At 73.8% G+C, this 12,087-nt stretch carries 11 protein-coding genes and 1 pseudogene; 10 read left to right on the forward strand and 2 right to left on the reverse strand.

Annotation, left to right across the window (positions count from 1 at the left end):
* The 3 genes and pseudogenes from ACFXGA_RS37000 to ACFXGA_RS37010 form a co-directional block, all read left to right on the forward strand.
* Nucleotides 1–134: pseudogene (locus ACFXGA_RS37000) on the forward strand (hydrolase TatD); the annotation flags it as partial.
* On the forward strand, nucleotides 131–1,219 hold the full coding sequence (gene eboE / locus ACFXGA_RS37005; RefSeq protein ID WP_378096745.1) for a metabolite traffic protein EboE: 1,089 nt from the start codon (nucleotides 131–133) through the stop codon (nucleotides 1,217–1,219). The pseudogene ACFXGA_RS37000 and the gene eboE, both read left to right, overlap by 4 nt.
* Nucleotides 1,216–2,595: an alkaline phosphatase family protein gene (locus ACFXGA_RS37010; RefSeq protein WP_378096748.1), complete on the forward strand. Its 1,380-nt coding sequence runs from the start codon at nucleotides 1,216–1,218 to the stop codon at nucleotides 2,593–2,595. The genes eboE and ACFXGA_RS37010 overlap by 4 nt, the downstream gene beginning before the upstream one ends.
* A 208-nt stretch (nucleotides 2,596–2,803) precedes the next feature.
* Here the strand turns inward: ACFXGA_RS37010 and ACFXGA_RS37015 are convergent, their stop codons facing one another.
* Entirely contained in the window at nucleotides 2,804–3,196 is a 393-nt protein-coding gene (locus ACFXGA_RS37015) for an STAS domain-containing protein (protein ID WP_378096750.1), read from the reverse strand.
* Nucleotides 3,197–3,398: 202 nt separating this feature from the next.
* On the opposite strand from ACFXGA_RS37015, the gene ACFXGA_RS37020 reads away from it, so the two are divergent.
* The 7 genes from ACFXGA_RS37020 to ACFXGA_RS37050 all read left to right on the forward strand — a co-directional run bounded on the left by ACFXGA_RS37020 (nucleotide 3,399) and on the right by ACFXGA_RS37050 (nucleotide 10,551).
* Nucleotides 3,399–4,790, forward strand: coding sequence for an extracellular solute-binding protein (locus tag ACFXGA_RS37020; protein WP_378096753.1), 1,392 nt, complete (start codon nucleotides 3,399–3,401; stop codon nucleotides 4,788–4,790).
* Complete coding sequence (locus tag ACFXGA_RS37025; RefSeq protein WP_378096756.1) at nucleotides 4,777–5,766, forward strand: carbohydrate ABC transporter permease; 990 nt, start codon at nucleotides 4,777–4,779, stop codon at nucleotides 5,764–5,766. Before ACFXGA_RS37020 ends, ACFXGA_RS37025 begins: the two co-directional genes overlap by 14 nt.
* Nucleotides 5,763–6,584 (forward strand): carbohydrate ABC transporter permease, encoded by an 822-nt coding sequence (locus ACFXGA_RS37030; RefSeq protein ID WP_378096759.1) that lies wholly within the window; start codon nucleotides 5,763–5,765, stop codon nucleotides 6,582–6,584. Before ACFXGA_RS37025 ends, ACFXGA_RS37030 begins: the two co-directional genes overlap by 4 nt.
* Nucleotides 6,584–7,639, forward strand: a complete 1,056-nt coding sequence (locus ACFXGA_RS37035; RefSeq protein WP_378096762.1) for an ABC transporter ATP-binding protein — start codon at nucleotides 6,584–6,586, stop codon at nucleotides 7,637–7,639. The genes ACFXGA_RS37030 and ACFXGA_RS37035 overlap by 1 nt, the downstream gene beginning before the upstream one ends.
* A gap of 131 nt (nucleotides 7,640–7,770) precedes the next feature.
* The gene (locus ACFXGA_RS37040; RefSeq protein ID WP_378096765.1) at nucleotides 7,771–8,460 is read left to right on the forward strand and encodes a response regulator; all 690 of its coding nucleotides are present in this window, start codon (nucleotides 7,771–7,773) and stop codon (nucleotides 8,458–8,460) included.
* The gene (locus ACFXGA_RS37045; protein ID WP_378096768.1) at nucleotides 8,457–9,878 is read left to right on the forward strand and encodes an ATP-binding protein; all 1,422 of its coding nucleotides are present in this window, start codon (nucleotides 8,457–8,459) and stop codon (nucleotides 9,876–9,878) included. Before ACFXGA_RS37040 ends, ACFXGA_RS37045 begins: the two co-directional genes overlap by 4 nt.
* A 100-nt stretch (nucleotides 9,879–9,978) precedes the next feature.
* Nucleotides 9,979–10,551 carry a M15 family metallopeptidase gene (locus ACFXGA_RS37050; protein ID WP_378096771.1) on the forward strand — a complete coding sequence of 191 codons (573 nt, stop codon included), beginning with the start codon at nucleotides 9,979–9,981 and terminating at the stop codon, nucleotides 10,549–10,551.
* A gap of 149 nt (nucleotides 10,552–10,700) precedes the next feature.
* Here the strand turns inward: ACFXGA_RS37050 and ACFXGA_RS37055 are convergent, their stop codons facing one another.
* Nucleotides 10,701–11,813 carry a transcription termination factor Rho, short form gene (locus ACFXGA_RS37055; protein ID WP_378096773.1) on the reverse strand — a complete coding sequence of 371 codons (1,113 nt, stop codon included), beginning with the start codon at nucleotides 11,811–11,813 and terminating at the stop codon, nucleotides 10,701–10,703.
* Between the last annotated feature and the right edge of the window lie 274 nt (nucleotides 11,814–12,087).

Consider the following 12,087-nt stretch of genomic DNA (forward strand, 5'->3'; position numbering starts at 1 on the left):
AGGTGTTGTGGCGCAACCCGGTCGCGTTCTACGGGCAGAGCGGGCGGTTGATGCTGGACGAGCCCGACGCGCCGCCGACGTTCGAGGGCAACTCGATCCTGCGCGGGACGCCGTCCGGGGCGGGTGGGGCATGACCCTCTCCTACTGCACGAACGTCCACCCGGCCGAGGACCTGCCCGGCGTGCTGGCGCAGCTCGACCGGTACGCGGTGCCGGTGCGGGAGAGCTTCGGCGCGGAGCTGGGGCTGGGCCTGTGGCTGTCCGCGCCCGTGGCGAAGGCGCTCGCCGAGGACCCGCGGCTGCGGGCCGGGCTGCGGGACGCCCTCGACGCGCGCGGCCTGGTCGTCCGCACGCTCAACGCCTTCCCGTACGGCGGGTTCCACGAGGAGGTGGTCAAGCACCGCGTCTACCACCCGGACTGGACCACCTCCGCCCGGCTGGACTACACCCTCGACTGCGCCACCGTGCTGGCCGACCTGCTGCCCGAGGGCGGCCGGGGCAGCATCTCCACCCTGCCGCTGGCCTGGCGGCACCCGTGGTCGCGGGCCGACCACACCCGCGCGCTGCACCGGCTCGGCGAGGCCGCGGCCGCGCTGCGCGAGCTGGCCGGTCGCACCGGCCGCACCGTGCGGCTCGCCGTGGAACCCGAACCGGGCTGCGTGGTGGACGACGTGACCGACGCCGTGCGGCTGCTCGCCGGCCGGGTGGACGAGGAGTTCGTGGGCCTGTGCCTGGACACCTGCCACCTGGCGGTGTCGTTCGCCGACCCCGAGGAGGCCGTGCGGTCGATCGCCGACGCCGGGCTCAGCGTGGTGAAGGTCCAGGCGTCGGCGGCGCTGGAGCTGGCCGACCCGACCGACGCCCGGGACGTGCTGGGCCCGTTCGCCGAGCCGCGCTACCTGCACCAGGTGCGCGCCTGGCGGGACGGGGAGGTGCGCCGGGCCGACGACCTGCCGGAGGCGTTCGCCGCGCTGCCCGTCGACGGGCCGTGGCGGGTGCACTTCCACGTGCCGCTGCACGCCGAGCCGCCCGCGCCGCTGCGCGCCACCACCGACGTGCTGCTGCGGGCCATGTCCGCCGTGCGGGTGTTCGACCCGCCGCCGGACGTCGAGGTGGAGACCTACACGTGGTCCGTGCTGCCGGGTGGCGTGGCCGACCTGGCGGAGGGGATCGCGGCGGAGTTGCGATGGGCCGAGCGGAACCTGGGGGTGTCGGTGTGAGGCCGTTGGTGGTGGTGGACGTGGTGGGGATGACGCCGGGGTTGTTGCCGTTCATGCCGAATGTGCGGGGGTTGGGTGAGCGGGGGTTCCGGGCGGGGTTGGGGACGGTGTTGCCGGCGGTGACGTGTTCGGTGCAGTCGACGTGGTTGACGGGGTTGGCGCCGTCGGGTCACGGGGTGGTGGGGAACGGGTGGTTCTTCCGTGAGCTGGGCGAGGTGCACTTGTGGCGGCAGCACAACCGGTTGGTGGGGGGTGAGAAGGTGTGGGAGACGGCGCGGCGGTTCCGTCCGGGTTATCGGGCGGCGAACGTGTGCTGGTGGTATGCGATGGGGGCGTCGACCGATGTCGTCGTGACGCCGCGGCCGATCTACCACGCGGACGGGCGCAAGTCTCCGGACGCGTACGTCCGGCCGCCCGAGTTGCACGATCGGCTGACCGGTGCCCTCGGTGACTTCCCGTTGTTCCAGTACTGGGGGCCGACGGCGTCGTTGCGGTCGAGCGAGTGGATCGTGGGCGCGGCGCTGAAGGTGTTCGCCGAACAGCGGCCCGACCTGCTGCTGGTCTACGTGCCGCACCTGGACTACGACCTGCAACGCTTCGGGCCCGACTCGCCGCAGGCGATCCGGGCCGCCGCCGACGTGGACCGCGCGCTCAAGCCCCTGCTGGAGCTCGACGCGACGATCGTGGCGTTGTCGGAGTACGGGATCACCGGGGCGCGTCGCCCGGTCGACATCAACCGCGCCCTGCGCCGCGCGGGACTGTTGGAGGTCCACACGCAGGCCGGGATGGAATACCTCGACCCGTGGACCTCGCGCGCGTTCGCGGTGTCGGACCACCAGATCGCCCACGTCTACGTCCGCGACCCCGCCGACCTGGCGAAAACCCGCGCGGTGATCGGCGAGCTGGCGGGCGTGGACGAGGTCTTCGACCGCGACGCCCAGGCCGCGGTCGGCCTGGACCACGAACGCTCCGGCGAACTCGTGGTGGTCGCCGAGCCCGACGCGTGGTTCACCTACTACTACTGGCTGGACGACGACCGCGCGCCTGACTTCGCCCGCGGGGTGGACATCCACCGCAAACCCGGCTACGACCCCGCCGAGCTGTTCTTCGACCCCGCCGACCGCCTGGCCAAGGCCAAGGCCGGGCTCAACCTCGTGCGCAAGAAACTCGGCCTGCGCTACACGATGCGGACCGTGCCCCTGGACCCCGGCTGCGTGCGCGGCACCCACGGCCGCCTGCCCGACCGACCCCAGGACGGCCCCGTCCTGCTCTGCTCCGACCCCCACGCACCCGAAGTGGTCGAACGCGACGGCCACCTGCCGGCCACCGCCGTCCGCGACCTGCTCCTCAACCTGCAAGGAATACCTACTCGATAACCTCAATCACTTCAGTGTGGACTGAAATTCACCATTGATCAGTCCTGTGTGGACGAAGATTGGTGGGGCCCGCGATGGCGCGGGAGGTACTGGTCACCGCGCCATCCCGGCGATTCCCCAGACACCCCATCCGCACGGCGTCGGCGGCGGGGCGGTCACCGGTGGGGTGCCCGTCCCCGCCCGATCGCAAACCGTCCGGTCTCCCCGGTCAGGGGGTGGCGTGCAGGCTCGGTGCCGTCAGCACGGCTTCGACGGCCTCGTCCGCCTCGGGGAACACCAGCAGCAGGTCGGCCACCCCGGTCTCGGCCAACGGCCGCAGGACGGTGCGCCGGTCGACCGCGACGGCGAACCCGATCCCCAGCGCCTCCGCCCGGTGCCGCACCTCGATCAGCAGCGACAGGCCGATCGAGCCGAAGACCACGACGCCGTTGAGGTCCAGCACCACCGCCGCCGGCCGCTCGCCCAGGCCGCGCACGACCTCGGCGCGCACGTCGTCGCAGGTGTCCATGTCGACTTCGCCCTCGACCTGGACCACCAGCGCGTCGCCCCTCCGCACCGACCGCACCGCGACCGGCCCGCCGGCCTCGCCCCGACCGCTCATGAACGTGCCTCCCGGCCTACCGCTCCAACCCTGCAACAGGCCATCATGCCACGCGATCACGGTGGCGAACCCCGAGGCGACGGTCGGTGACGGCCGTCCGCGGCCGTCAAACGGGTGATGCCGACCGGACGTGCTGCGCTCGCGCGGCCCCGGTGCCATGTTGAGGGGTGACGTAGCGACGGGCACTCTCGTGGGGGCACGTATGCGGCGGACGACGATCGTCCTGCTGTCGGTGGCCGGTGTGCTCGCGGGGTGCCTCGGCCAGGACCGGCAGGCGGACCCGGGGCGCAACGCCGACGCCAAGGACGTCACGCTGACCATCACGGCCAACGCGGTGGCGGGCGGGAAGAACGCGCGTGGCGCGGACTGGATCACGAACTGGGTCATTCCGAGGTTCACCGAGGCGCAACGCGCCAAGGGGGTCACCGCGACCGTGCGGTTCGAGCAGAACGGCGCGGGCGACGAGGACTACAAGACCAAGGTCGCGCTGGACTTCAAGACCGGCGGCGGCGGGGACGTCGTGGAACTGGACGGCATCTGGCTCGGCGAGTTCGCGCAGGCCGGTCACGTGAGGCCGTTGGCCGAGGTCGTCGGCGCGGACGTGGTGGACGCGTGGGACGGCTGGCGGCAGATCCCGGCCGCCGTGCGCGGTCTGGGCGAGTTCGGGGGCGGGCGTTACGGCGTGCCGATGGGCACCGACGGCCGGGTGCTGTTCTACAACAAGGAGTTGTTCGCGCGGGCCGGTCTGCCGACCGACTGGCAGCCGCGGAGCTGGGACGACGTCCTGGACGCCGCCGCGAAGCTGAAGGCGCTGCCCGGCGTGACACCGCTCCAGCTCAACGCCGGTACCGCGATGGGCGAGGCGACCACCATGCAGGGCGTGCTGCCCGCGTTGGCGGGCACGGGGGCGCTCGTGCACGACGACGGCAAGTGGCAGGGCGCCACGCCGGGTGTCCGGGAGGTGCTGTCGCTCTACCGGCGCGTCTACGCGGACGGCCTCGGCGATCCGGTCGTGCAGCAGGAGGCGAAGGGGCGGGACCGGTCGTTCGCGCTGTTCGCCGAGCACCGGATCGGCATCCTGCCCGAGAGCGACTACTTCTGGCGCTCGGTGGTGGAGCCGCGCAACGGCGTCGCGAAGATGGCCGACCGGGACGCGGTGGTGGGCTGGGCGCTGATCCCGGCCCGCGTGCCGGGTGCGGGGGTGGGCGGTCAGGACTTCGTGAGCATGTCCGGCGGCGGGGTGCGCGTGGTCAACCCGAACAGCCGCTACCCGCGGCAGGCGTGGGAGCTGGTGGAGTTCATGAACTCCGCGGAGGCGGTCAAGGCGGCGCTGGCGGGTGGCGCGCAGGTCACGCAGCGGTCCGACGTCAACGACGAGGTGCTGGCGGGCGACCCGATGCTCCGCTTCGTCGCCGAACGGGTGCTGCCGATCACGCGGTACCGGCCGGGACTCGCGGACTACCCCAAGGTGTCGGCCGCGTTGCAGCAGGCGACCGCGGACGTGGTGTCGGGTCGGAGCCCGGAGGAGGCGGCGCGGTCCTACCACGAGGCGCTCGTCAGGGCGGTCGGCGAGGGCAACGTTGCCTGGGGATGACCGCGACGACGGCGGACGGGGCGCGGTCGGGCGGGACACGGTCGGGCGGGACACGGTCGGACGGGACACGGTCGGGCGCGACACGGTCGGGCGGGGCGCGGTCGGGCGCGACACGGTCGGGTTGGGGACCGCGCGGGCGGTCGGGTTCGTGGTGCCGGCGTTGGTGTTGATCGGTGTGTTCCTGGTCTTCCCGGCGTTGTGGACGCTCTACATCGGGATCACCGACTACCAGCTCACCGGGCCGTCTGCCGCCGCGCCGCGGGTGGTCGGCGCGGACAACTTCACCGCCGCCCTGGACGACCCGCTGTTCGCCAACTCGCTCGGACTGACCGCGTTGTTCGTGCTCGGCTCGGCCGTCGTCGGCCAGAACGCCCTCGGCTTCGGGCTGGCCTGGCTCCTGCGCCGCGCCCGCCCGGTGCTCCGCCACACCGTCGAGGGCTTCGTCCTGCCGGCGTGGATCCTGCCCGGCCCGGTCGTCGCCTACCTGTGGTTCGCCGTGCTCAGCCGCGACGGCGGCACGCTGGGCGTCCTGCTCGGCCAACCGGGCACGGCGTGGCTGGTCGAGCACCCCATGGCGAGCCTGATCGTGTTCAACACCTGGCGCGGCACGGCGTTCTCGATGCTGCTGTACGCCTCCGCGCTGGCCACCGTGCCGCCGTCGCACCTGGAGACCGCCCGGCTGGCCGGGGCGAGCGGGTGGCAGACCGTCCGGGACGTGGTGTTCCCGCGCCTGCGGGGGCACGTGCTGACCAACACCCTGCTGATCAGCCTGTGGACGGCGAACGACTTCACGCCGTTCCTGCTCACCGCGGGCGGCCCGAACCACGAGTCGGAGGTGTTGCCCGTGCTGATCTACCGGCAGGCGTTGGAGAGCGGCCGGCTCGGGTACGCGTCGGCGATGTCGTCGCTGCTGCTGGTCGCGAACCTGGTGGTGGCGCTGGTGTACCTGCGGTTGCTGCGCGGGAGGCGGGCGTGACACCGGGGTGGGTGGTCCGCCGGATCGGCTCGTCCGTGCTGGTGGCGGCGGTGCTGGCGTTCTTCGCGGTGCCGATGCTGTGGCTGGCGGGTGCGCCGTTCGACGCCCGGCCCGGGTTCGGCCTGCGGTGGCCGGAGTGGACGCTGTCGAACGTCCACGCCACCTTGCGCCACCCGTACGCGGTGCGGTCGTTGGTCAACTCGCTGGTGCTGTGCGTGGTGGCGTCGGCGGTCACGACGGCGTTCGCGGCGCTGGCGGCCTACTCGCTGTCCCGCGTCCGCATCCCCGGCCGTGACGTGCTGCTGTACGTGCTGCTGTTGCTGTCCAGCGTGGTGACGGGCACGGCCGCCATGGTGCCGATCTTCGTGCTGATGCTCCAGCTCGGCCTGATCGACTCCCGGTTCGGCACGGCGCTGGTGATCGCGGGCGGCATGCTGCCCGCGGCCATCTTCATCCTCAAGGACTTCGTGGACGCCGTGCCCCGCTCGTACGAGGAGTCCGCGCGGGTGTTCGGCGCGTCGCCCCGGCAGGTGCTGGGCCACGTGGTGCTGCCGATCGCCCGGCCGGGCATCGCGACGATCCTGGTGTGGTCGTTCGTGAACGCGTGGGGCAACTTCCTGTTGCCGTTCCTGCTGCTGCGCGACGTCGGCAGGCAGCCGGCGGCGGTGCTGCTGCGGACGTTGCAGGACGAGGGCGGCACCGCCGACCTGACCGTCATCCCGGTGTTCTCGCTGCTGTACTCGGTGCCGGTGGTGGTGTTGTACCTGGTCGTCAACCGGGCCTACGGGTTCCGCTTCCACGGGGGGATCAAGGGCTGATGGCGGGCATCGACATCACCGGGGTGTCCACGGTCTACCCGAACGGGGTCCGCGCGGTGGACGGGCTGGACCTGCGCGTGCCGGACGGCGAGCTGTTCGCGCTGCTCGGGCCGTCCGGGTGCGGCAAGACCACGTTGCTGCGCACGATCGCGGGCCTGGAGCGGCCGGCCGAGGGGTCGATCGCGATCGGCTCCCGCGACGTGACGCGGGTGGAGCCCGGCGGTCGCGGGGTCGCGATGGTGTTCCAGGACTACGCGTTGTTCCCGCACATGACCGTGGCGGAGAACATCGCCTACCCGCTGCGGGTGCGCCGCGTGCCCGGGGCGCGGCGGCGGGAGGTGGCCGCCGAGGTGGCCGCCGGGCTGGGCCTGGCCGATCTGCTCGACCGCAGGCCGGGGCGGCTCTCCGGCGGACAGCAGCAGCGCGCCGCGCTGGGCCGGGCCGTCGCGGCGGGCGCGGACGTGCTGCTGCTGGACGAGCCGCTGTCCAACCTGGACGCGCGGCTGCGGCTGGAGGCCAGGACGTTCCTCAAGAGGCTCCAGCACGACCTGGCGCTCACCACCGTCTTCGTGACGCACGACCAGGCCGAGGCGTTGGCGCTGGCGCACCGGATCGCGGTGATGGACCGGGGTCGGATCCGCCAGCTCGGCACGCCGCGCGAGGTGTTCCAACGGCCCGCGGACACGTTCGTGGCCAACTTCATCGGCTCGACCCCGATGAACCTGCTCGACGGCGTGGTCCGCGACGGGCACGTCGAGTGCGCCGGGTCCCGGTTGCCCGGCCCGCCGGGGCAGCCCGACGGCACACCGGTCGTGGTCGGCGTGCGGCCCGAGTACCTCGTCCCGGCCGGGGACGGCATCACCGGCCGGGTGGCGGCGGTCGAGAACCTGGGCGTGTCCTCGCTGGTCACGCTCGACTGCCCGGGCGGCGCGCTGGTCGGCTTCACCGTGCCCGAGGACCGGGAACCCGCCCCGGGCGACCGCCTGACCGTGGCCGCGCCGGCCGGTCGACTGCTGTTCTACGGGGCCGAGGAGGGCCGGTTGCTGGGCGGCTGACCTGCGTCGTGCGCGTTCGTCACAGTTCGTCGCACGCCTGTTACACCCACCCGGCGTGACGGTGGGCCGTTCGGCGTAACCGCTGGTATACGGTGGGGCGGAAGCCGTGCCGAGAGCGAGGGGTCCCACCGGTGTCGCGGTTGCTGCTCGTGGAGGACGACGCGATGTTGGCCGAGGCGTTGTCGCGCGCCCTGCGCGGCCTGGGCCACGACGTCGCGGTGGCGGCCACGGGCGAGCAGGCGCTGGACGCGCTGGCGCGGCGGCGGGCGGACACCGACCTGGTGCTGCTGGACGTGATGCTGCCCGGCGTGGACGGGTTCGAGGTGTGCCGCCGGATCCGCGCCGACGACACGGTGCCGGTGATCCTGCTGACCGCCCGCGGCGACGCCGTGGACGTCGTCGTCGGCCTGGAGTGCGGCGCGGACGACTACGTGGTCAAACCGGTCGAGCCGCGGGTGCTCGACGCCCGGGTCAAGGCCATCCTGCGCCGCGCCGTGCCCGCGCTGCCGCCGAAGTCGCACGTGTACCTGATCGGCGACCTCCGGCTCGACGTCGCCGCCATGGTCGTCACCAGGAACGGCGAGGAGCTGAACCTGACCTCGACCGAGCTGCGGCTGCTGGCCGAGTTCGCCGAGCACGCGGGTCAGGTGCTGAGCCGGCAGACGTTGCTGAAGCGGGTGTGGGACTACGGGTTCGCGGGCGACTCGCGCCTGGTCGACGCCGCCGTGGCGCGCCTGCGGGCCAAGATCGAGCGGGAGCCGGCCAACCCCGTGCTGCTGCGCACCGTGCGGGGGTTCGGGTACCGCCTGGTCAAGCCGTGACGTGGCGGCCGAGCCTGCGGGCGGCCGTGGTGCTCACCGTCCTGGCCGTCACGCTCGTCACCACCGTGGCGATGGCGCTGGTCACCTACCGGCTCCAGGCCGCGACGACCAGGGACCGGTTCGCCGCCTCCGCCGAGGCGGCGTTCGACTCCGACGCCCAGCAGGCGCACCAGTTCCTGGTCCGCGTCACCGCGTTCGACTCCGCCGTGTCCGGTGTGGCGGAGTACATGCGGGGGCGGCTCGGCCTGACGTGGGCGCTGGTCAACTTCACCCCGACCTCCGGCCCGGTCTCCGGGGTGGCGGACGGCGGGTACCTGCCCGTGGCGGGCACCGGGGGAGCGGTCCGCGGCCGACTGCCCGCGGACGCGGTGGACGCGGCACGTCGGCACGGCCACTCGGTGAGCTACACCGCGACCACCCCGGAGGGCCCGCAGCTCGTGATCGTCGGGGAGGTCGAGCCGGGCCTGCTGCTGGCCGAGTTCTACAACACCGGCGGCCTCGACCGGGAACTCGCCCTCCTGCGCGACCGGCTCGCCGGCGTGGCGGCGGTGATCGCCCTGCTCGGCGGCGGCTTGGGCGTGCCGGCGGCGCGGACGATCCAGCGCCGCGTGCGCACGGCCGCGCTGGCCGCCCGGCGGTTCGGGGAGGGCGCGCTGGACACCAGGCTGCCCGTGCAGGGCCGTGACGAGCTGGCCGACCTCGCCGGCTCGTTCAACGCGATGGCCCAGCGGCTCGGCGAGTCGATCGACCAGCTCCGGCTGAAGGACCGGCAACAACGGCGGTTCGTCGCCGACGTGGCGCACGACCTGCGCACGCCGTTGGCGTCGATGGTCGCCGCGGCGGACGGCCTGCACAGCCCGGACCCCGCCGACCGGGCGAGGTCGGCGGAACTGCTGGGCAGCCAGGCGCGCCGGCTGGGCAGGCTGGTCGACGACCTGCTGGAGGTGTCGCGGTTCGACGCCGGCGCGGTCGAGTTCCGGCCCGAGCCCGTGGACCTCGAAGCGCTGGCGATCGACGCCGTGCAGGTGACCGCGCCGGGCGCGGACGTCCCGGTCCGCCGCACCGGGGATGCCACGGTGCACGGCGACCCGCGCCGGCTGCACACGATCGTGCGCAACCTCGTCACCAACGCGGTCGGGCACGGCGAACCGCCGATCACGGTCACCGTCGACGGCACGGAGCCCGAGCGGGTGCGGGTGTCCGTCGCCGACTCCGGACCGGGCCTGCCCGCCGACCTCGCGCCCGTCGTGTTCGACCGCTTCGTGCGCGGCGACCGCGCCCGCAGCCGCACCGAGGGCAGCGGCCTCGGGCTCGCCATCGCCCGGGAGAACGCGCACCTGCACGGCGGCCGGCTGGAGGTCGTCAACGACGGCGGCGCGGTGTTCACGCTCACCGTGCCGCGCGGCGTCGCGCCCTGAGCGGCTGTCACACAACGCGCACATCACGCGCATCGGCCGCGGACATCGCGTCGGCAGTGTCGGGGGCGTCCCGCTCCGACACACCCGATGGGGAGAAACCATGGCCTGTCGACCGGTCCACGACCACGTCCACCGCCGGCGCACCGTGACGGCGGTGCTCGGCGCGCTCGTGGTGGCGTTGTCCGCCTGCGCGTCCGATCCCGTGCCCGGCGGTCCGCCGGGGAACCGGGGCGGTGTCGTCGAGGACGGCAGCATCCCGGAGCACGGCACCATCTCGCCGTTCGACTCGGAGCACGCGGCGATCCGCGGGCTCGACCCCGACCTCCTGGCGGCCGTGCGGGAGGCGGCGCGGGACGCCCGTGCGGCGGGCGTGGAGCTGAGGGTGACGTCGGGGTGGCGCAGCAGGGAGTACCAGCAACGCCTGCTGGACGAGGCCGTGGCCGTCCACGGGAGCCTCGCGGAGGCGCGTCGCCTGGTCAGCACGCCGGAGAAGTCGGCGCACGTGACCGGCAAGGCGATCGACATCGGCCCGACCGACGCGGCCGACTGGCTCGTGCGCCACGGCGCGGACTACGGCCTGTGCCAGACCTATGCCAACGAGATGTGGCACTTCGAGCTGTCCACCGAACCCGGGGGCGAGTGCCCCGTGCCGCTCAGCGACGCCGCGGGGTGACCGGCTTCGCGGCTGCCCTTCGGCCGGCCGTGGTCGGTGCGCCCACGCCGCCGGGCCTTCGCACGCGACCGGCGCGCGTCAGGGGTGCCACAGGACGCGGTCGGGGGCGTCGCCCCTTCGGTGGCGGGGACGAACCGGGAGGGATGCCGTCAGCGGCGCGTCGTGAGGCGGGCGAGGAACTCCGCGTTGTCGGAGGTCTGGCGCAGACCGTCGAGCAGCACGTCCACCGCGTCGTCCTTGCCCGCGAGGGCGCGGCGGAGCAGGCGGACCGCCGCCGCCTCGCCGGGGGCCAGCAGCAGCTCCTCGCGGCGGGTGCCGGACTGGTGCACGTCCACCGCCGGGAACACGCGGCGGGCGGCGGTCCTGCGGTCCAGGCGCAGCTCGGCGTTGCCGGTGCCCTTGTACTCCTCGAACAGCACCGCGTCGCCCGCCGAGCCGGTGTCGACCAGCGCCGTGGCGATGATCGTGAGCGAACCGCCGCCCTCGACGTTGCGCGCCGCGCCGAGGAACCGCTTGGGCGGCGTCAGCGCGCCCGCGTCCACGCCGCCGGACAGGATCCGCCCGGACGCGGGCGCGGCCAGGTTGTAGGCGCGGCCGAGGCGGGTCGCGGAGTCGAGCAGCACCACGACGTCACGGCCCAGCTCCACCAGGCGCTTCGCCCGTTCGACGGCCAGTTCGGCGAGCGCGGTGTGGTCGCGCGGCGGGTGGTCGAACGTGGCCGCGACGACCTCGGCGGGCACGGCGCGGGACAGGTCGGTGACCTCCTCCGGCCGTTCGCCGACCAGCACGAGCATCAGGTGGCACTCCGGGTGGTTCTTGGCGATGCCGTGGGCGATCGACCGCAGCACGGTGGTCTTGCCCGCCTTGGGCGGCGCGACGACCAGCGCGCGTTGCCCCTTGCCGAGGGGCATGAGCAGGTCGATCACCCGGGTGGTCAGCTCGTGCGGCTCGGTCTCCAGCCGCAGCCGCCGGTCCGGGTGGGTGGGCACGAGGTCGGCGAAGGTCGGCCGGGCGCGGGAGTGGCGCGGGTGCGCGCCGTTGACCGCGTCGACGGTGAGCAGCGACGCGGTCCGCGCGCCGTCCGCCGAGACGCGGCCGTGGACCTCGTCGCCGCGCCGCAGCCCGTGTTCGGCCACGAGTCGCGCCGGGACGGTGATGTCGCGCGGTCCGGGCAGGCAGCCGTCGGCGCGCAGCACCGCGCGGCGGTCGGTCAGGTCGAGGACGCCGGAGCCGAGCCGGGCGTCGGTGTCGTTGTGGGACAAGGGTTTCTCCCTGGGTGGGTGAGGACGCGGACGTGCCGCGGTACGACCCGCCGACGACCCGGGTAAGGCTGCGCGAGCCACGTCCGGTCGGTGCGGGGATTTCGAGAGGACTCGTGGTGGGGGCTGACCGCCGCCTACGTCCACGAGAACGCGATACCGGGCATGCTAGCCGCTGGTGCGCACGACGCGCAACCGCGCCGTCACGCCACCACGACGGAGGTCGGGCGCGAGGGCGTCGGGGACCCCGAACGTCCACTCGGGACCGTCGCACGCC

Source organism: Actinosynnema sp. NPDC059335, from assembly GCF_042752395.1.
Taxonomy (GTDB): domain Bacteria; phylum Actinomycetota; class Actinomycetes; order Mycobacteriales; family Pseudonocardiaceae; genus Actinosynnema.

Coding starts and splice junctions, on each gene's coding strand:
- ACFXGA_RS37035 (WP_378096762.1), top strand. CDS start 6,584: ATGGCGGGCATCGACATCACCGGGGTGTCCACGGTCTACCCGAACGGG.
- ACFXGA_RS37020 (WP_378096753.1), top strand. CDS start 3,399: ATGCGGCGGACGACGATCGTCCTGCTGTCGGTGGCCGGTGTGCTCGCG.
- ACFXGA_RS37050 (WP_378096771.1), top strand. CDS start 9,979: ATGGCCTGTCGACCGGTCCACGACCACGTCCACCGCCGGCGCACCGTG.
- ACFXGA_RS37015 (WP_378096750.1), bottom strand. CDS start 3,196: ATGAGCGGTCGGGGCGAGGCCGGCGGGCCGGTCGCGGTGCGGTCGGTG.
- eboE (WP_378096745.1), top strand. CDS start 131: ATGACCCTCTCCTACTGCACGAACGTCCACCCGGCCGAGGACCTGCCC.